The following is a 19,989-nucleotide window of genomic DNA, read 5'->3' on the forward strand; positions in this document are numbered from 1 at the left end:
AGCGGTACTAGGAGATAGTGGCTGTCTCGTTTGTATCGTAAATTGGGCCCTTGTCTCTTATCTCGTCTGGAATACCCAATTCATCCATCTCTTCTTCAGAGAGCTTTTCTCCTGTTCTACTTCCCTCTTCTGCTGGGACAGGGTACAGATAACTCGTGTATATATCATATTCATTTTTTGTTTTCACAGTATAATTTTCATCACAGACAGGATCTGTGTCAATAGCTGAATCGCAATTTGCAGCACCATATTCAGTGAACATATCGGTTATCTCTACTTTTCCGTCCTGAGGTGCTAGTACAAAGAAGTCAACATAATGCGCAGCTGCATGACTCTGTTCAGGTGGATCATACTGCCAGAAATAATCTTTGGAGTTATTTATATCTTCAGCTGTGTCATCAAACGCTAATGCCTTTGCTATGTTCGCGGCAGCAACGGCAGCCGAAGTATATGGATTAATAGCGCCAACAATACTTGAGAAAACAGTCCAACTCAAATCTGGATCGATATCAGGAGCGTCCGCACTCTCTGTTTCGGGAGCTACTAACATTGCTCTCCGATCAGCGCTTGGATATAACGATCCAGTCTTGCAATTAACATTCACGCCGTGTCCGGAGATTGTACCGTCGATATAATCGCAACCTATCTCTCCATATCCCGCAACTCCTAAGTGGAAGAGATTATCTTCTCCTAGTTTCTTATGATGTAGGAGGAACAAACCACTCACCATACTTCTATCACCTTCTTCATCTGTGTCTTTTTCCGTATCAATTTTAAATTTATAATCAACGCTCATCCGTAGGAGATTGTTGATACTGCTGAGCGGTCGCTGTGAAGTCAAAGAGGACAAGGGCACCGCGTCAGCGGTGCCCGACACGAATGATTCCACTCGATGTGTTTGGGTCGGAATCGGTCGCAGCGGACCTGTTGCAGCAGGTTCGCTGGCGTGACGGTGTTACCTGTCCCCGCTGCCGTTCTGACCGAACGGTCAGAAACGGCAGCTACAGAGAGTTCCAACGGTATCTCTGTAAGGATTGCGACCGCACGTTCAACGACAAGACGGGCACGATTTTCGCTCACTCGAAGGTTGTACTCCGCCGGTGGCTGTTCTCGATCTACGCGTTTCTCCGGTTTAACACGAGTCTCCGACAACTCCAGTGCGAAATCGAGGTCACACACAAAACGATGCACCGGCGCATCGAGCGCTTCGCCAGAGCGCTCGATGCGCCTTCTCTCGATCTTGTCGGCCCGGTCGAAATCGATGAAGTGTACGTTTCTGCCGGGAAGAAAGGCCGCGAGCGCGACCAGGAGTCGCGCTCGCGTGGCCTGTCCACGCGTGGGCGAGGTTCATACGACGGCGACAAGCCACCCGTGTTCATTCTCGCTGATCGCGGCACAGGACAGCGGTACGTAATCCCAGCGAAAGCCGCCAACGAGTCGACGATTCGACTCCTCTTGGCAGACCGCCAAGAGGAGTCGTTGACTGTCTATACTGACGGCTTTCGAGCGTACGAGCCACTCGAAGCGGACGACGCATTCACCCGTGAATACGTCGTCCACGGTGACGGTGAATACGCCGACGAAGAGGTCCACGTCAATACCTGCGAGAGCCACGCGTCGCTGACGCGACGGTGGCTCTCGCCGCATCGAGGTATCTCGAAAGATAAGCTGACACAGTATCTCAGAGCGTTCCAGCTTCGCCGAGAACTATATCGAAAACCGGGACGAGACGCACTCAAACACGCTATTCGAGCAACACTCTGAAATCAACAATGAACTACGCAAGAGCGTATAATCAAAATCGTCCGGGTCTCCTCCGTTTGCCCATTCGGGTTTGCAGTTGTCAGCGGAAACTGAGCCAGTAATTCCTGCTAAAGCACCTGCTGAAACAGCGGTTGTTGCTAGTACTTTTCTCCGATAGATGTTCTTATCAGATTCCTCATTTCGGCATTCAAACCACTAGTTATTATATATTACCTCTGGAGAAAAATAATGGGGTGTCCTGAGAATTAAGACCATATATCAGAACGAGAGGATATCGATAAAACACAATCGGCTTCCATTAATAGTTTTTCACACCCCCATAGAGGCGGTGTTCAGATAAGGATGAAGGATGAGACGGTTCGTTTTCTGAGTGATCTATGCCCGAAAACGACCGCCTCAATGGTTGTTTAGACGAGATCAACTTAGAGTTTGTTGAACGAGAAGCGACACCGCGATTGCTGATGAAGCTCAGTATTCAGCTGCATCTCGCGGGATTTTCGCTTTCGAATACTGTTTCTATTCTTGAGATATTCGGTGTCGAACGTGCTCGATCCACCGTTCACAATTGGGTACACAAGGCCGATCTACAGCCCGAATCTGATCGGTGTCCGGATCACGTTGCGGTTGACGAGACTGTGATCCAACTGAATAATGAGCAGTATTGGCTGTACGCCGCAGTTGATCCCAAGACAAACGAATTGCTCCATACAAAGCTTGAGCCGACAACAACGAAGGTTCTCGCTCATTCTTTCTTACGGAACTCTCCGAGAAACACGATGTCTCCGACGCCGTGTTTCTCGTCGATGGATCACATTCGTTATAAGATGCATGTCAGCGTCACGGCTTCGATTTCAGATACGAGAAACATGGAAATCGGAACGCTGTTGAACGTGTCTTTCGAGAGATAAAACGACGAACTCTCTGTTTCTCAAACTGCTTTAGTAATGCCGAAGCAGAAACTGCCGACGACTGGCTCAGATCGTTCAGCTTCGCATGGAATCAGCTTATCTGAACACTACCCCCATAGACATAATGCTCACTATGAAATAATAATGTAAAGTGGTCAATGGACGGAATAGAGGATCAGCCAATACGAACGTCAATCGGTACTTTCACCCGGACAGTCAGTTGAAACTCTTATCTCAATTTTTCCTTCCCTTCTGTTACCAACTAGAATAAGTATCTTTACACACGAAGATTTATGCTTACTAAGATTATATTCTGACCACTTTGAGCGTGATTGGTTATTTTTCCAGACATATAAAGTATAACGTCCAGGATCAGTAGGATATCCGTTTACTTCACCGCCGCCAAGGCGATTTTCTGCCTCAGAAAATGCTTCTACTTCCATTGAATGCCAATACACTGGCTCCCCTCCCTCAAGAAGCAAGACGTGAATGCGGTGTGATGTTAAATCCGCATTGCCCACAGATATCTCATCAATTTCCACTTTTGAAGCACCGCTATTGAGCGTACAACCCGTTATAGGGAACAAGAGTGCTGATCCAAAGAGTTGTCCAAATTTGCGACGACTATTCATTTTCGTAGTTATGAATTCCAGCTTTGAAGACTTATATTTGACTTAATCCTATAGAGGAATCGTCACTAACTATTTCTACACCTCCGCAGCCGTCACTTTCCTACTAACATATTATTTTTGATATTTATAGTGGAGCATAAATTGTCCAATGCTACACTCGGACGCCCGCCCGACTGTCCCATTGAATTATGAAAGCGTCAATTCGCGTTTTGAGTGTACATGACCACTTTTCCATGAGGTTTCGGTACAGTAGACCCGACCATTCAGCCCTACCCAGAAGAGGGTAGTCTGATAGCTGAATTGATCGACGAGAGACTCCGCCTTGGAGAGATCGTCTTTCTTGCAGAGTTTCTGCAGAAATGCAGCCGCCAAATCAGTTCTATGTCGACTAAACAACGTAGCATCGAGATTAGCTTATCCTAAATAATGTATTATAGTCAATACACCTCGGTGCTGATCTTGACAGCAGTTTCGTTGATAGTGACCTGCGACGGCGTCGCCATCGGCGGGTCGTGTCTACTGTCAACTAGCCGATGAACCAGTCCTAAACTGCTCCAGGAGGCGTTCAACACCTGATTCGCCAAGAGTTGTTGTTTCCTAAAGGAAATAACCAGTGTGATGGAGGCAGACGGCGAACGTCCTAACGGGCATCTCCATCCGCTTGTTCTCCCAAGGTTTTCTGAATCCGCCTCACAGTTCTCGCTGAACAGGCTTGCGAGCATCAACCAACTCAACTTTCCGACTAGCCCCCTACTCAGACTGGCTCAACTAGACAATACTAATAACTATACACTACTTAATATTATGTTTTTATGTAGTAGTTAATAGTGAATTTTTTGATCGTTGCCCGTGACCACCGTCTATGGACGAATCACTGGACACCGTCCTGGTTGAGTTCGACGACGAACGCGGTGTCGGAACCCTCACGATGAACCGGCCGGACGCGCTGAACGCGCTGAACGGCCAGCTCAGGGACGACATTATCGCGGGACTCGAGGCCCTCGAGGCGCGAAACGAGGACGACGAGGGCGTCGCCTTGCGAGCAGTGGTGCTCGAGGGGGCCGGCGAGAAAGCCTTCTGTGCAGGGGCCGACATCGGCGGCTTCTCCGACGAGTCAGCGGGCGGCTCCTCGACCCGCTCCCACTACGACGTCATCCGGGACTTCCCCGCGCCCGTGATCGCGAAGATCGACGGCTACTGTCTGGGCGGTGGCCTCGAGACCGCGCTTGCCTGTGACTTCCGACTGGCGAGCGAGGGGTCCACCTTTGGCTTCCCCGAAGTCAACCTCGGGATCCTCCCCGGTGCCGGCGGCGTGCAGTACGTCAGCAAACTGGCCAGCCCCGCCGTCGCGAAGGAGCTCGCGATGACCGGCGAGCACATCTCCGCGGCGCGGGCGGACGAGGAGGGCATCGTCAACCACGTCTATCCCGACGACGAGTTCGAAGACGAGGTGGACGCGTTCGTCACCGACCTCGCCGGGCAGGCCCCGCTGGCGATTCAGGGGATCAAGAAGTCCGCCGATATGGCGGTTCACTCCGGCCTCGAGGAGGGACTGGAGTACGACTACCAGCTCTTCAAGCGACTCCTCGAGACCGAGGACCACGCGGAGGGCGCGGCGGCGTTCGCCGAGGACCGCGAGCCCGAATTCGAAGGGAAGTAGCGGGGAAGACGAACGGACGGCGTCCCACTTCGGATCGATTTCGCAACCTGCGGTGGCGTGCGCTGTCGGCTGCCCGAGTGACAGCGAGGGCAGTCGACGACGTTGCGCGAGGGATGAGCGAACGAACGCGAGTGAGTGAGCGAATCGGTTGGGGAGGGCGTGGTAAGTCCATGTTGTCACGGTAGTGGGACACCCGTCCCCTCTTTTTTCGTTCGGGACCGACGACAGAGAGCGCCTTGCTATCGTGGCAGCAGGGAGTGGCCACACCCTCCCCAGCCGATTCGCTCCCTCCGTTCAGTCGGTCGCTCATCCCTCGCGCAAGGTTGTGTCGCGGTTCGTTCCGACTCGCGGTTCCCGCTGGTCACCGCTCGTGTCTCCGAGGGCTTCGCTCCGCTCAGCCCTCGCAGTCCTCACCGCGACACAGCGCGCGCCACCGCAGCCGGTTGGTCAGTCCAGAACGAGACGACCATTCGCAGCGACTCGAGGAACCGAGCCGTCAGTCCCACTCTTCGCCGATGCCGCGCAGCGAGAACGGGCCGACGGGGAGGTTGTACCCCTCCTCGAGCGCTTTGTCGACCTGCTCTTCGGTCGCGATCCCTTCGTCGACGATCTTCTGGGCCTCCTCGCGCATCGCCGCGTGGCAGCGGTTGGCGAGGAAGCCGTAGGTGCCGGGCGCGTCGTCGATGGTGACGCTCGTCTTTCCGAGTTCGTCGACGAGGTCCTCGGCCCGCTCGACGACGGCCGCGTCGGTCTGGGGAGCCTGGACGATCTCGACCATCGACATGACCGGCACCGGGTTGAAGAAGTGTGTGACCGCGACCCGCGAGGGATCGGAGACGCCGTTCGCGATCGACGTCACGGAAAACCCGCTCGTATTCGAATACAGCGGCTGGTCGTCGGTCACCTCGTCCAGCTCGCGGAAGACCTGCCCCTTGATCGCGAGGTCCTCCGTGACCGCCTCGATGACGAAATCCGTGCCGTTCGTCGCCTCGTCGAGGTCCGTCGTGAACGACAGTCGCTCGAGAACGTCGGCTTTCTCGTCCTCGGAGAGGTAGCCGCCCTCGACGGCGTCGTCGAGGCCGTAGTTGCCCGAGACGACCCGTTCACGGGCCTCCCCGGCCAGTTCCTCGTTTATCTCGCGGATCGCAACCTCGTAGCCGTTCCGTGCGAGTACCTGTGCGATACCGGCGCCCATGATGCCGCCGCCGACGACGGCAGCACGCTTTCGTGCCATGCCAGCAACCTTCACAGGTACTGACTTAGTTCTTGTCGAGGGGGATATCCCGTGGCCGATCGGCTCCGCCGGCGACACCAGCAGGTGTGGAAACCGCAGTCGGGTCGCCGATCACAGCAGATGTCAGCCACCCGAACGTATTTCACCCTTCATATGGTAGGCCGTGACATGGCGATCGGACAGTATCGGGACGATCCCGCGGAGATGGACGACGTCGAGCGCGAAGTGGCCGCGGCACAGTACCCCGAGGGAGGACTGGTGGTCGGGCTCGGACTCGGAATCGTCCTCCCGTTGGTGACCCTCGAGGCGTTGCTCTTCGTCGCGCCCGTCCTCGGCGGCGTCGTCGGATTCGCCCTCGGCCGGCGGGTTCGCGACGCCGCGATCCGTCGGCGGCGGGCCGCCCGCGCGTCGACGGAATGAGCGGGGGCAGTGACGGTGCGTCCGAGCGGCTTCCCTCGAGTATCGGCATCGTCGGCGTCCTGGCGTTACTGGTCGGGAACGCGATTTCGGTCCCGATATTCGTCCTGCCGGGACCGCTGGCGGGGAGTGCGGGACCGGCGGTCGTCCTGGCGATCGCCCTCGCAGCGATCCCGGCGGGGTTCGTCGTGTTGTACAACGCCGTGTTGGGCTCGGCGATGCCGGTCGCCGGCGGCCTGTACGTCTACATCTCTCGGCTCACGGCACCCTACTGGGGATTCCTGGTGCCGTTCACGATCCCCCTCGTCGCGTGGGCGTCGCTGCTGATCACGGCGACCGGCTTCGCCGAATACACCCGCATCTTCTTCGACCTCCCGTCGATGGTGCTCGTCTACGTCTTGCTCGGGTTCGTCCTGTTCGTCAACCTGATCGGACTCAGGGTCGTCGCGCAGGTGCAGATCGTCTGCTTCGTCGGCCTCCTACTCGCCCTCCTGACGTTCATCCTCCCCGGCGCGAGTGCGGTCGAGACCGCCAATTACGCGCCGTTCTTTCCGGACTACGGGGCCTTCGCTCTTGCCGTCGTTGCGCTGTTCTACCCGTTCCTCGGGTTCGGGTTACTGGTCGAACTCGGCGAGGAAATCGAGAACCCCGGACGGACGATCCCGCTCGTTTTGGGGCTCGGTATCGGCATCGTCGCGCTGTTCTACGTCGCGCTCATCGCCGTCCTCGTCGGCGTCGTCCCGTACACGCAGTTGGGCAACGAAGCAGATCTCGCACTCGCCGCCTCGCGATTCCTCCCGTGGTGGGGCGAGTACGTCGTCGCCGCGGGCGCGATCTTCGCGGTCGTCACCACGGTGAACACGACGCTGCTCGTCTTCTCCCGAACGCTCATGCGCGCGAGTCGCGACGGCGTGCTCCCGGCGTCGCTGTCCCGGATTCACCCGCGCTTCGACACGCCACACTACGCCGTCGCCGTCCTCGGCGTGCCGCCGTTCCTGCTCGTTCCCCTCGCCGACGAGATCGTCGGTCTCTCCGCGTTCATCGGACTGGCCAGTCTCACCGCCTACTTCTTCTGTGCGATCGGCCTCTGGAACCTGCCCCGCGAGTTCCCCGACCACTACGCCACCGCGCCGTTTCGACTCCGGCGCTACCGCGGGCTCTTGGCTGCGGTGCTCGGCGGCGCGATCGTCACCGGCGCGTTCTGGCTCGTCACGCTCTCCCAGCGACCCGTCGTCGGCGTCGTCCTCATCGGCTGGTTCGCCGTCGCGTACGGCTACTATCGATACCGACTCCGGAAAATCGATCGGATCGAGCTCTATCGGACGATGACCACCCTCGCCGTCCACGAGCGAGTCGGCGACGACACCGGCGAGCGCGACGACTGATCGCCGAACTGAGCCACCCCTGTACCGAGGCGAACCGGACACAGACGACAACGACCGCACATTTAATAGTCGACTCGCCAATACTTGGTATATGGCAACGGAGTACACGCCAACGGAGATGATGGATCGGGACTCGAGGTCGAACCGATACTATCGCAACGCGGTCGAGCGCCACTGGGATCCCGGCGAGATCGACCTCGAGCAGGACGTCGAGAACCTGCTGACCTACATCGACGGGGCCGAAGCGTACGATCAGGAGTCCTGGTACGGAACGCTCAACGGCATCGCCAAGTTCGGCGCGGGCGAGGACGCGGTCACCGAGGACCTCGCACCGCTGGGAGCGGTGCTCGATACCATCGACGATCAGCTGTTCCTGACGACCCAGATGTACGAGGAGGCCAAACACGCGGACTTCTTCGACCGCTACTGGCGGGAGGTCGTCTGGACGGTCGAGGACAAACTGGGCTGGGAGCGGTCAGATCCGCGCCACGAGCGGTGGTTCAACGAGCCCTACATCGAACTGTTCGACCGCAACCGGAAAGCGCAGTTCCGACTGCTCGAGGACGATACCCCCGAAAACCGGGCGAAGGCGTACTGTCACTACCACCTCACGGTCGAGGGCATTCTGGCCCAGACGGGCTACTACGGGATGCAGACCTCCTACGGCGGCGAGTTCGAGGACCTGCCACATCTGCCGGGGCTCGTCCAGGGCTTCACGAAGATCCGCAGCGACGAGGGCCGCCACGTCGGCTTCGGGATGAACCAGCTCAAGAAGCTCATCGCCGAGGGCGTCGATCCGGAACTCATCCAGGACACCGTCGACGAACTCGTCCCGCTCGTCCAGGGGATCACCGAGGACGACCGGTTTCAACCCGACGACCCCGAGGAACGCCCCGGCCTCGAGGACGGGAAACTGGCCGCCTACGCGGTCGAGAAACACACCGATCGAATGCAACAGATCACCGACGCGGCGGCGGAGATTCCGGACGTCGACGAACTGGTCGCACTCGAGGGCGACGACTGAGACGGTTTGCTGTAACGATTTCCCGGTGAGATCGCAGGATAGTCGCGGTCCCACCGGCACTGACCGACGGGAGACCGTACGAGACGGACCGCCGACCCCACGGCCGTCCTGGCTGCTCGACGACGGTAGGTTTTTGAAACCCGATCGGGACGTGGGACCATGCAGCTCGATTCCGTTCGAATCCTCGATCTGTCCCGTCTACTTCCGGGACCGTACGCGACGCAACTGCTCGCCGACGCCGGCGCGGACGTCGTCAAAGTCGAGGACACCGACGCGGGCGACTACGCACGGCACATGCCGCCGACCACCGATCGCGGCGTCGGCGCGCTCTTCGACGGCGTCAATCGCGGCAAGCGAAGCATCGCCCTCGATCTCAAGTCCGAGGACGGGCGGACCGCGTTCTACCGACTGGTCGAGGACGCCGACGTCGTCTTCGAGGGGTTTCGCCCCGGCGTCGCGGCCCGGCTCGAGATCGACTACGAGACGCTCGTCGAGTACAACGAGGAGCTGGTCTATTGCTCGCTGTCCGGCTACGGACAGACCGGGCCTGACGCCGAACGGGCGGGCCACGACCTCAACTACGTCGGGGTCGCGGGCCTGCTGGACATGACCCGCGAAGACGAGTCCATGGCACCGCAGCTCCCGGGCTACCAGATCGGCGACCTCGGAGGCGGGCTGTTCGCGGCCTTTTCGATCGTCGGCGGGCTGCTGTCGCGGGAGCTGGGTAACGGCGGCGAATACATCGACGTGGCCATGACCGACGTGGTCGCCTCCTTTTCCCAGACCGTTGCCCACGAGGCGCTTACCGGCGACGATCCCCGCCCCGGCGAGACCCCACTCACCGGGGAACAGCCCTGGTACGACGTGTACGAGACCGCTGACGGGCGATACGTGACTCTCGCTGCACTCGAGCCGAAGTTCTGGACCGCCTTCTGCGAGGAGGTCGACCGCGAGGAACTCGTCGACGCCCACGGGAGCGAGGACCCCGCCGAACTGGCCGCCGTCCGCGAGGAACTCGAGGCGCTGTTCGCCAGCCGCTCGCGGGACGCGTGGCTCGCGGATCTGAGCGAGGAGACGATGGTCGGGCCGGTGTGTACGCCGGCCGAAGCCCTCGAGCATCCCCAGCTCGAGGCCCGCGGACTGATCGAACGGCCCGCGGACGCGCCGCCGCGGATCGGCTTTCCCGCGAGAGGGTCGAACGTGCCGGAAGTACACGACGAATCGATCCCGGACCAGGGGGAACACACCGACGAACTGCTCGCGTCGGTGGGGTACGACGACGCCGAGCGAGCCGCCCTTCGGGACGCGGACGTCATCCGCTGACGACCCGTTCCCGTCACGAGGACGTCCTCGCCCCAACTCATAAGGTACTGGACAGAATAGGTGGGACGACCATGATGGGTGTCGAGTTAACACTTGACAAGCTTCTCGAGCGGGCGGTCGACCTGTTCCCGGACCGGGAACTGGTGACGAAACTGCCCGACGGGAGCACGCACAGGTACACGTACGCCGACGCCGGCGAGCGGATCAACCAGCTCGCGGGCGCGCTCGACGACCTCGGTCTCGAGGCGGGCGATCGGGTCGGCGTCGTCGCGACGAACCACTACCGGCACTTCGAACTGTACTTCGGGCCGGCCTGCTCGGAGCGGTCGATCCACATGTGCAACATGCGGCTGCCCGATCACCACTTCGTCCACACGATCGACGACGCCGAGGACCGAGTGATCTTCGTCGATCCCGGTCTCATCGGGAAAGTGGAGGCCAACGCCGACGACCTCGAGACGGTCGAACAGTACGTCGTCCTCGACGACGAGGTCCCGGAGACGAGCCTCGAGCCGGTGACGGACTACGAGTCGCTGCTCGAGGGACAACCGACGGCGTACGACTGGCCCGACATCGACGAGGACGCGGAGTACGGCATGTGCCACACCTCGGGGACCACGGGGCTGCCCAAGGGCGTCCCCTACTCCCACCGAGCGATGTACCTGCACAGCGTCATGGGCGGCCACGTCGACGCGAACGCCATCGGCGAGCGCGACACCGTGCTCCCGGTGGTGCCGATGTTCCACGCCAACGGCTGGGGGATCCCCTACGGCGCGACGTTCGTCGGCGCGAAGCAGGTCTTCCCCTCGGTCCACACCGACCCCGAATCGATCGCCCGCCTGATCGACGAGGAGGGCGTGACGTTCTCGGCAGCGGTGCCGACGATCTGGCTCGAGATGGCCGAGTTCTTGGACGAGAACCCCGAGGTCGACATCTCGAACATCGATCGGCTGACGGTCGGGGGGAGCGCGCCGCCCGAATCGCTCATCCGGAAGTACGACGAGGAGTACGACGCGCCCATCCTCCAGGGCTGGGGGATGACCGAGACCTCGCCGCTTGGCACACTCAGTACGCTCCGGAAGGAGACCGCGGCGCTGCCCAGCGACGAACAGTACGAGTACCGTGCCAAGGCGGGGTTGCCCGTGCCGGGAATGCAGACTCGCGTCGTCGATGACGACGGAGACGAAGTCCCCGCCGACGGGGAGACGATGGGCGAGTTGCAGGTCCGCAGCCCCTGGGTGATCGATCACTATCACAATCGGCCGGACGAGAACGAGCAGGCCTTCACCGAGGACGGGTTCCTGCGGACCGGCGACATCGCCACGCGAGACGAACTGGGCTACATCGACGTCGTCGACCGCGACAAGGACGTGATCAAATCCGGCGGGGAGTGGATCTCGTCGGTCCAACTCGAGAACGAACTGATCGGCCACGAGGACGTCACCGAGGCCACCGTTATCGCGGTCGAGCACGAGCGCTGGCAGGAACGGCCGCTGGCCATCGTCGTTTCGAGATCGGGGGCGGAACTCACCGCGGACGACCTCGAGACCCACCTCTCGGAGACGTTCCCCTCGTGGTGGCTGCCCGATTCCTACGAGTTCATCGAGGAGATTCCGAAGACCTCGACCGGAAAGTTCGACAAGAAGACGCTGCGAGACCGGTTCGACGTGGTCCTCGAGGCCGAAGACGACGAGCCGGCACCACAACAGTAAGCGGTTCCACCGACGTATTTCACTATGGGAGCAAACACCACAGGCGGCGTGAGTTTCGACACCGAGGACGAGACCGAACTGATCCTCGACAGTCTGGACGACTTCATCGAGCGCGAAGTCGAGCCGATCGTCGAGGAACTCGGCGACACGTACACCAATCCCCGAAAAGGACGCCACGAGAACGGCCGCTGGACCGACGAGCTGCTCGAGGCCCGCGAGGAAATACGGCGTCGATCCGCGGAGGGCGGCTTCTACGCGATGAACCTGCCCGAAGACGCGGGCGGCGAGGGCGTCTCGCCGGTCACCTGGTACCGGGCGAAGAAACACCTCGCATCCCACGGCGGCGGCCTCGAGCGCTACGTCCTCGCCGGGCCGGAGGGGCCGAAGCCGCTCCTGTTGCAGGCCGAGGGCGAGCAGCGAGAGCGGTACCTCGAGCCGACCGTCCGCGCGGAGAAGTCGACGGCGTTCGCCCAGACCGAGCCCGGCTACGGGTCGGACTCGCCGAATATGGAGACCACCGCGGAGAAAGACGGCGACGAATGGGTGTTGAACGGGCGCAAGCAGTGGATCACCAACGCACCCTACGCCGACTTCGTCCAGCTGTTCGCCCGGACGACCCCACAGGAGGAGGTCGGCCGCTACGGCGGTATTACGTGCTTTATCCTCGAGCGCGAGGAGTACGAACTCGGCTCGTACAACAACGCCGTCGGTGCCGAGGGAACGCAGGCCGAGATCGTGCTCGACGACGTTCGCGTCCCCGAGGATCGCGTGCTCGGCGAGGTCGACGAGGCCTTCTACGCCGCGATGGAGTTCCTCTCGCTTGGCCGCCTCGAGTTGGGAGCCGAAGCCGTGGGATACGCGGAGTACCTGCTCGAGGACGCGACAGAGTACGTCACCGAGCGCGAGGCCTTCGGGCGGACGATCGGGAACTTCCAGCAGGTCTCCGCGAAGCTCGCGCGGGGGCGGGCGAAGACCTACGCGGCCGACGCGGCGGGGCTGAAACTCGCCTGGAAGATGGCCCAAGACGTGCGGACGGTGATGGATTCGTCCGTGCTGAAGTGGTTCGCCACGAACGTCCTCTGGGAGGTCGCCGACGCGGCCGTACAGGTGCACGGAGCCAACGGGCTGGCAGAGGAACACCCCTACATGGACCTGGTCCATCAGGCGCGGATCCTGCGGATCGTCGAGGGCACCGATGAAATTCAGCTCAACACGATCGCGAAGACGATGGGGATCGTGGACTGAGACGGTCTCCTGTCCGTCAGTGCCGGTGGGACCGCGACTATCCTGCGGTCCCACCGGGACACCGGGACAGCAAACCGTATGAGGCAGGGCTATCGGACCCCCTCTCGAAGCGCCCACCGCGTTCTCCGCCTCGAACGCGCGGTTCTGCAACAGGACTGAGAACGGGAGTGTACGAGTGGTATCCGGGAGTATCGGTCTCCACGAGACGCACCACACTGGAATCCGACCGGAAAGCGTTTTTGTACAGATTCCGAAGTGTTTCTATGGTTGTCCCGCTGGAAATGGGGTGGCGGCATCTCTTGTTCGAGAACTGGCCGGTCGACCCGGCGGTGATGGACGCCCATCTTCCCGACGGACTGGACCCCGACGTGTACGACGGCTCGGCGTGGCTCTCGGTCGTCCCGTTTACCAACGTCGCCGTCCGGCCGAAGGGACTTCCCGAACCGCTTGGCATCCGGCTGCCCGAACTCAACCTCAGAACGTACGTCACTCGCGACGGCGTCCCCAGCGTCTACTTCTTCAGCCTCGACGCACAGGGTATCGCGAGCGTCCTCGGAGCCCGCGTTTTCCACCACCTCCCCTACTACTACGCGCGGATCTCCCTGGAGTGGGCAGACGGTCGGGTCCGGTTCGGCAGTCGCCGTCGCCATCCGGGCGCACGGCCCGTTCACTACGAGGGAACGTACTGGCCGACCGGCGAGCCGTTCTCGGCACCCGACGATCCGTTCGGGAACTTTCTCGTCGAGCGCTATCGGTTCTACACGCAGGCCCAGGACGGATCGATCCGATACACGGACGTCGACCACGACCCCTGGACGCTGTACCCGGCCGCCGCCGAAATCGAGACGAACACGCTGTTGGCGGCACACGGCTTCGCGGAGCCGGACCCCGACCCCGTCTACTACTACAGCCCGGGTCTCGACGTGGTCGCCTCACGGAGCGCAACCGTGAGTGGGACACGGCTGGCTGACTCGAGTCCCTGAGCGCCCCTCAGAAGCTAAAGAGGTCGATCCCACCCGTGACACCGATAACTTGCCCGGTGACGTAGGATGCCTGCTCCGAGCAGAGGTAGGTGACCATGTTGGCCACGTCTTCCTCCGTCCCGAGGTGACGCATCGGGGTGGCCTCGGCGATGCGAGCGAAGTACTCGTCGACGTGCTCCCGGAGTTCGTCGGGGTTCATGTCGGCCCAGTCGCCGACGACGATGTTCGGCGCGATGATATTCGACGTGACACCCGACTGGGCACCCTCGAGGGCCATCGTCCGGCCGACGCCGATCATGGCGGCTTTCGTCGCCGAATAGGAGAGTTGGCCGAAGCCGCCGTACCAGCCGGCCATCGAGGACATGTTGACGATCCGCCCCCAGCCGCGGTCGCACATCCGCGGGAACAGTTCCGTGCTGATGTTGTAGGTCCCGGTCAGGTTGATCTCGATGTCCCGGTCCCAGATCCCGTCGTCGTAGTCCCCGATGCGCGAGCGGGCGTCGACCATCGCCGCGTTGTTGACGAGGACGTCCACGCCGCCGAAGGCGTCCCGAACCTCGGCCATCGAGTCGGCGACGTCCTCGCGGTCCGTGAGGTCACACTCGAGGGCGATCGCCGCGCCGCTGTCGGCGGTTTCGTCGATCTCCTCGGCGACCTCCGCCGCGCCGTCGGCATCGACGTCGAGGACGACGACGTTCGCGCCCTCCTCGGCGAGGAGTCGGCAGTCGGCGCTTCCGATCCGTCCCGCACCGCCAGTGACGACCGCGGTCCTGTCCTGAATGCCAAGGTCCATTGCTCGATTGACTACTTCGTTATTTGACTTAATTATTGTGGACTGATAGCAGGGTCCACGGCGGGGGAAAACCCCGATAGCGGCGGAAAGAGTCCAGTACGGACGATCACGAATATATGCACAACATCTATGAGGAATGGAGAAATACTCAAAGACACGTCATGAACTCCGCAGTCATCGTCGATGCCGTCCGGACGCCCTTCGGGAAACGCGACGGCTCGTTCAGGGACACGCACCCACAGGATCTGGCCGCAGAGCCCCTCGAGGCCTTGCGCGAGCGCAACGGGTTCGAGCCGGAAACGATCGAGGACGTCATCTACGGCTGTGTCACGCCGGTCGACGAGCAGGGGCTGAACATCGGGCGGCTCGCGCCGATGGTCGCCGGCTGGGGCGATATCGTTCCCGGCGTCCAGCTCAATCGAATGTGCGGCTCGGGCCAGCAAGCGGCCAACTTCGCGGCGGCGAACGTCATGGCCGGCCAGCACGACGTGCTCATCGCGGGCGGCGTCGAGCACATGACCCGCGTGCCGATGGGATCGGACGGCGACAAACCGACCGACACGTACTTCGAGTACTTCGACGAGCTGACGACGCAGGGCGAAGGGGCCGAACGGATCGCCGAGGAGTACGGCCTCACACGCACCGAACTCGACGAGATCGCCGTCGACTCCCAGCGCCGCTGGAAGGAGGCCTGGGACGAGGGCCGCTACGACGACCAGATCACGCCGGTCGAGACCGAACTCGACGGCGAGGACGTCGTCGTCGAGCGGGACGAACACCCCCGTCCCGGCACCGACGTGGAGACGCTCTCGGAACTCCCGCTGTCGTTCCGCGAGGAGGGCAACGGGTTCCACCACCCCGGCAACTCGTCGGGAATCGTCGACGGCTCCTGTGCGCTGCTGATCACGAGCGAAGAAGCCGCCGAAGAACACGGCTGGGAGCCGATGGCCCGGATCCGCCAGACCGAGGTCGTCGGCGTCGACCCGATTACGATGTTGAAAGGGCCGATTCCGGCGACCGAAAACGTCCTCGAGAAGGCCGACATGACCGTCGGCGACGTCGATCTCTTCGAGGTCAACGAGGCGTTCGCCGCAGTCGTCGGGGCCTGGCTCGAGGAGACCGGCGCGTCCTGGGAAGACGTCAACGTCAACGGCGGCGCGATCGCCCACGGCCACCCGCTGGGCGCGACCGGGGCGATGCTCCTGACGAAGTTGGTCCACGAACTCGAGCGCACCGGCCAGGACACCGCCTTGTCGACGATGTGTATCGGCTTCGGGCAGGGCGTCGCGACGATCCTCGAGCGGGTCTGAGGTGGGTTCGGACGCGATTCGGGAAGCGACGGAGACCGACGCGGTCTCGAGTTGATAGCGCTAGCCACCCCTTCTAGTTGCCAATGTATGCGATCCGCTACCTATAGCTTTACAATGCTGTATCCTGTCATGAGTGATATGGAGTACCACGACTCCGAGAAAGCGAAGGACGTTGCGGGCCGCGTAGAGGCGTTCATGGACGAGGTCGTGATCCCGCGGGAACGGGAAGCGCTCAGGACGGGCGAGCAGATCACGAACGACGAGATCGAGGACCTCTGGGAGCAGGCCAAGGATCGCGACCTGTTCGCGCCGCAGGTTCCCGAGGAGTACGGCGGCCAGGGACTGGACTTCAGCGACATGCTGCCGTCCTTCGAACAGGTCGGGCGCTCGCTCATCGGCGCGCTGTCGATCCGCGCGAACGCGCCCCAGGAAGGGAACATGCACACGCTGGAGATGGTCGGCACCGACGAGCAGAAAGAGGAGTGGCTGCGCCCGCTCGTCCAGGGCGAGATCTCCTCGGCGTTCTCGATGACCGAGCCGATGCAGGGCGGCGGCTCCGATCCGAAGATGCTCCAGACCACGGCCGTCAAGGACGGCGACGAGTGGGTCATCAACGGCCACAAGTGGTGGACCTCCGACGGGCTGGACGCCGACTTCTACCTGGTGATGGCCCGAACCGATCTGGACGCCCACCCCTACGAGGGGACCTCGATCATCCTCGTTCCGAGGGACGCCGACGGCGTCAACGTCGTGCGAAACATCGACCACATGGGCGACCACGGCCCCGTCGAACGGGCGGGCGGCCACGCGGAGATCAAGTACGACAACGTCCGCGTCCCCGTCGAGAACACCATCGGCGAAGAAGGACAGGGGTTCCAGATCGCCCAGATGCGACTCGGCGGCGGCCGGCTGACCCACTGTATGCGCTACTCCGGGATGGCCCAACGCTCCCTCGAGATCGCGAAAGCCTACCTCAGCGAGCGCGAGGGCTTCGGCTCGGCCCTCGAGGACAAACAGGCGCTGCGCCACCGCATCGCCGACGCCGAGACGCGCCTGCACGCGGCCCGAACGATGGTCCGGCACGCGGCCCGCGAACTTGATCGCGGCGACGCCCGGATCGAGGTCGCGATGGCGAAGATGTACACCGCGAACATCACCAACGAGACCATCGACCTCGCCGTCCAGTGTTGTGGCGGTAACGGCATCGGGAAGGACCTGCCGCTGGCTCACTTCTACGAGAACGTGCGCGCGTTCCGGATCGTCGACGGGGCCGACGAGGTCCACCGCCGGTCGATCGCGCGCTGGGCGTTCGACGACGTCGACGAAGCCGAAGTCGAGGACGCGCTCCGGTTCGACGAGGACCTTCGCATCGACGCCTTAGACGAGTAGTCCGAGGGCTGGCGCGAGGCGTCCGTTTCGTATTTCGTGTTCGGGACGGTCGGTTTCGAGCGGCATCGCTGCTCGGTTCCCGGCACCCGTAGCTATTTACGCCTACACGGGAACAACCGTTACATATGAGCAGCGATACGACTAGCCGAGGGTCGGACGGCGGCGGGCTGGAAAACATTCGCGAGGCGTCGGACGCGGTGGAGAAATCCCCGATAGCGATAACCCTCGAGAAGGTTCGAGAACGGTGGCGAACCGCCAGCGCTATTTTCGTGCTCGCTGTCACCAGCGTCTTGCTGTTCCGCGTGGACGAAGGCCTGTCTATCGACGTACAGGTGTTCGCCGGGATCACCCTCCTCCTGTTGATCTACTTCCTCGCGACGCTTCGCACGGACGTCAGCATGGAGTGACGACGCCCGTTACCGACCGAGGGGCAGGTATTTTGTACACTCTGCCGAATGCTTCCCTCATGAACGGCGGGGCGACGGCACCGTGATCGACTGGAAACTGGACGGGTTCCTGCCGACCCAGCGGCAACCGGCTCCGGTACTGGAGACCGCCGACGACCTCGACGTGTTGCTCGCCCGCGGCAGTGCGGCGGCGATCGACCTGTTCGTCTGCTACGTGTTGATCGAACTTCCGTTGATATACGGCTTCAGCGTGGTCTTCAGCGGGCCGTACGAGGCCCTCGGCGGGTACGCGATCGTCCTGTCGCTGGTCGTCCTCGCGCCGATTTACGCCAGCTACTCGTTCGTTCTCGAGTGGCGCTACGGCCGGACCCCCGGGAAAGTAAACCGCGGCCTGCTGGTCGTCATGGCGGACGGCTGTCCGTGCACCTACCGCGCCAGTGCCGTGCGGAACCTCTTTCGATACGTCGATCTGCTCGGCGTCCCGCCGGTCGTGGTCGGCCTCGTGGCGGCGCTGGCGACCGACGGCCGTCGCCTCGGCGACCGCGCGGCCGGGACGGTCGTCGTTCAGTCGACGGCACCGACGGATGGCAACGCGGCGGCCTCAGCGGACGGTGAGACGAGTGCGGCCGCTCGAGCGGACGAACCACGAGAGAACTGACCGCTCCGAGGCGACACGGCGACCGCCTCAGGCGATCCGGACGCCGGAGTCGTCGTCGAACAGCTGGATGGACTCGGACTGGAAGACGAGTCCGTACTCCTCGCCGCCGCCCTCGAAGTCGGGATCGGTGACGACGACGATTTCGCCGAACTCCGTCTCGAAGAAGCTGTGCGTCGCATCGCCTAAGGGCTCGTCCAGTAAGTGCGTCGCTGGAATGCCGGTCTCGGGGTCGTCGCTGACGGTGATATACTGCGGGCGGAGCCCGACGCGGACGTCGTCGCCGGCCCACCCCTCGAGCCCCTCGCGGGCGAGGTCGTACTCGTAGTTGCCGACGACCAGTTCGGCGGTCCCGTTGACGGCCCTGACGGTGCCCTCGAAGAACTGGGTCGACGGCTGGCCGATGAACTGGCTGACGAACTGCGAACTCGGTTCGTCGTAGACCTCCTTGGGCGGGGCGACCTGCTCGAGTTCGCCGTCGTTGATGACCGCGACGCGGTCGGACATCGTCATCGCCTCCTCCTGATCGTGGGTCACGTACAGCGTCGGGCAGCCGATCTCATCGGTCACCTTCTCGACGACCGGCCGCAACTCGGCCTTGAGTTTGGCGTCCAGATCCGACATGGGTTCGTCGAACAGGAAGACCTCCGGATCGCGCACGAGCGATCGGCCGAGCGCGACGCGCTGTTGTTGGCCGCCCGAGAGGTCGGCGGGCATTTTCTCGAGTTGGTCGGTGATCTGGAGGAGCTTCGCGGCCTCCCGGACGCGAGCCATGCGCTCTTCCCGCGAGAAGCCCGTGATCTTGAGACCGTAGGCCATGTTCTCCTGAACGCTCATGTGGGGGTACAGCGCGATGTCCTGGAAGAGCAACGCGATGTTGCGCTCCTGGACCGGCGTGTCCGTCACGTCCCGATCGCCGAACCTGATCGTGCCGCTGGTCGGCTTGTTTAGTCCCGCGACACACCGCAGCGTCGTGGTCTTCCCACACCCCGAGGGGCCGACGAGCGTCACGAACTCGCCGTCCTCGATGGTCAGGTCGACGTCGTCGACTGCGACGATGTCGTTGCCCGATTCCTCGTACACTTTCGTCAGGTTCCGAATCTCGATAGCTGTCATATGTTAGTTTGGATCGTTGTTTTGGTTGCGAA

At 61.8% G+C, this 19,989-nt stretch carries 18 protein-coding genes and 1 pseudogene; 14 read left to right on the plus strand and 5 right to left on the minus strand.

Annotated features, from left to right (window positions below; all coding sequences use genetic code 11):
- Positions 1-7: 7 nt before the first annotated feature.
- Positions 8-796 carry a hypothetical protein gene (locus J0X27_RS08100; RefSeq protein ID WP_207271852.1) on the minus strand — a complete coding sequence of 263 codons (789 nt, stop codon included), beginning with the start codon at positions 794-796 and terminating at the stop codon, positions 8-10.
- Between the two features lie 83 nt (positions 797-879).
- On the opposite strand from J0X27_RS08100, the gene J0X27_RS08105 reads away from it, so the two are divergent.
- Both J0X27_RS08105 and J0X27_RS08110 read left to right on the plus strand, forming a co-directional pair.
- A complete protein-coding gene (locus J0X27_RS08105; RefSeq protein ID WP_207271075.1) occupies positions 880-1,764 on the plus strand; it encodes an IS1595 family transposase in 885 nt (294 codons plus the stop codon).
- 377 nt (positions 1,765-2,141) lie between these two features.
- A pseudogene (locus J0X27_RS08110) lies at positions 2,142-2,776 on the plus strand (IS6 family transposase).
- An 87-nt stretch (positions 2,777-2,863) separates the two neighbouring features.
- Here the strand turns inward: J0X27_RS08110 and J0X27_RS08115 are convergent.
- Entirely contained in the window at positions 2,864-3,304 is a 441-nt protein-coding gene (locus tag J0X27_RS08115) for a hypothetical protein (RefSeq protein ID WP_207271853.1), read from the minus strand.
- Between the two features lie 862 nt (positions 3,305-4,166).
- On the opposite strand from J0X27_RS08115, the gene J0X27_RS08125 reads away from it, so the two are divergent.
- On the plus strand, positions 4,167-4,964 hold the full coding sequence (locus J0X27_RS08125; RefSeq protein ID WP_207271854.1) for an enoyl-CoA hydratase/isomerase family protein: 798 nt from the start codon (positions 4,167-4,169) through the stop codon (positions 4,962-4,964).
- A gap of 496 nt (positions 4,965-5,460) precedes the next feature.
- On the opposite strand, the gene J0X27_RS08130 is transcribed toward J0X27_RS08125, so the two are convergent.
- A complete protein-coding gene (locus tag J0X27_RS08130; protein WP_207271855.1) occupies positions 5,461-6,198 on the minus strand; it encodes a 3-hydroxyacyl-CoA dehydrogenase family protein in 738 nt (245 codons plus the stop codon).
- 168 nt (positions 6,199-6,366) lie between these two features.
- Between J0X27_RS08130 and J0X27_RS08135 the strand changes: the two genes are divergently transcribed.
- From J0X27_RS08135 to J0X27_RS08165, 7 genes are all read left to right on the plus strand, one after another.
- Positions 6,367-6,618 carry a hypothetical protein gene (locus tag J0X27_RS08135; RefSeq protein WP_207271856.1) on the plus strand — a complete coding sequence of 84 codons (252 nt, stop codon included), beginning with the start codon at positions 6,367-6,369 and terminating at the stop codon, positions 6,616-6,618.
- Complete coding sequence (locus tag J0X27_RS08140) at positions 6,615-8,000, plus strand: APC family permease (protein ID WP_207271857.1); 1,386 nt, start codon at positions 6,615-6,617, stop codon at positions 7,998-8,000. The genes J0X27_RS08135 and J0X27_RS08140 overlap by 4 nt, the downstream gene beginning before the upstream one ends.
- A gap of 91 nt (positions 8,001-8,091) precedes the next feature.
- On the plus strand, positions 8,092-9,024 hold the full coding sequence (locus J0X27_RS08145; RefSeq protein ID WP_207271858.1) for a ferritin family protein: 933 nt from the start codon (positions 8,092-8,094) through the stop codon (positions 9,022-9,024).
- 159 nt (positions 9,025-9,183) lie between these two features.
- Positions 9,184-10,347 carry a CaiB/BaiF CoA transferase family protein gene (locus tag J0X27_RS08150; RefSeq protein ID WP_207271859.1) on the plus strand — a complete coding sequence of 388 codons (1,164 nt, stop codon included), beginning with the start codon at positions 9,184-9,186 and terminating at the stop codon, positions 10,345-10,347.
- Between the two features lie 74 nt (positions 10,348-10,421).
- The gene (locus tag J0X27_RS08155) at positions 10,422-12,059 is read left to right on the plus strand and encodes a long-chain fatty acid--CoA ligase (protein ID WP_207271860.1); all 1,638 of its coding nucleotides are present in this window, start codon (positions 10,422-10,424) and stop codon (positions 12,057-12,059) included.
- 24 nt (positions 12,060-12,083) lie between these two features.
- Positions 12,084-13,304 (plus strand): acyl-CoA dehydrogenase family protein, encoded by a 1,221-nt coding sequence (locus J0X27_RS08160; RefSeq protein ID WP_207271861.1) that lies wholly within the window; start codon positions 12,084-12,086, stop codon positions 13,302-13,304.
- A gap of 263 nt (positions 13,305-13,567) precedes the next feature.
- Positions 13,568-14,287 carry a YqjF family protein gene (locus J0X27_RS08165; protein WP_207271862.1) on the plus strand — a complete coding sequence of 240 codons (720 nt, stop codon included), beginning with the start codon at positions 13,568-13,570 and terminating at the stop codon, positions 14,285-14,287.
- A gap of 7 nt (positions 14,288-14,294) precedes the next feature.
- Here J0X27_RS08165 and J0X27_RS08170 read toward each other — a convergent pair whose 3' ends face one another.
- A complete protein-coding gene (locus tag J0X27_RS08170) occupies positions 14,295-15,080 on the minus strand; it encodes an SDR family NAD(P)-dependent oxidoreductase (protein WP_207271863.1) in 786 nt (261 codons plus the stop codon).
- A 161-nt stretch (positions 15,081-15,241) separates the two neighbouring features.
- Here J0X27_RS08170 and J0X27_RS08175 point away from each other — a divergent pair, with 161 nt between their 5' ends.
- The 4 genes from J0X27_RS08175 (at position 15,242) to J0X27_RS08190 (ending at position 18,844) form a co-directional block, all read left to right on the plus strand.
- Positions 15,242-16,390: a thiolase family protein gene (locus J0X27_RS08175; protein WP_207271864.1), complete on the plus strand. Its 1,149-nt coding sequence runs from the start codon at positions 15,242-15,244 to the stop codon at positions 16,388-16,390.
- 138 nt (positions 16,391-16,528) lie between these two features.
- The gene (locus tag J0X27_RS08180; RefSeq protein WP_207271865.1) at positions 16,529-17,779 is read left to right on the plus strand and encodes an acyl-CoA dehydrogenase family protein; all 1,251 of its coding nucleotides are present in this window, start codon (positions 16,529-16,531) and stop codon (positions 17,777-17,779) included.
- 125 nt (positions 17,780-17,904) lie between these two features.
- Positions 17,905-18,186: a hypothetical protein gene (locus J0X27_RS08185; protein ID WP_207271866.1), complete on the plus strand. Its 282-nt coding sequence runs from the start codon at positions 17,905-17,907 to the stop codon at positions 18,184-18,186.
- An 82-nt stretch (positions 18,187-18,268) separates the two neighbouring features.
- Positions 18,269-18,844 (plus strand): RDD family protein, encoded by a 576-nt coding sequence (locus J0X27_RS08190; protein WP_207271867.1) that lies wholly within the window; start codon positions 18,269-18,271, stop codon positions 18,842-18,844.
- A 27-nt stretch (positions 18,845-18,871) separates the two neighbouring features.
- Here J0X27_RS08190 and J0X27_RS08195 read toward each other — a convergent pair whose 3' ends face one another.
- Positions 18,872-19,957 (minus strand): ABC transporter ATP-binding protein, encoded by a 1,086-nt coding sequence (locus tag J0X27_RS08195; protein WP_207271868.1) that lies wholly within the window; start codon positions 19,955-19,957, stop codon positions 18,872-18,874.
- Positions 19,958-19,989: the final 32 nt, after the last annotated feature.

This window comes from Natrinema longum (assembly GCF_017352095.1).
Taxonomy (GTDB): Archaea; Halobacteriota; Halobacteria; order Halobacteriales; family Natrialbaceae; genus Natrinema; species Natrinema longum.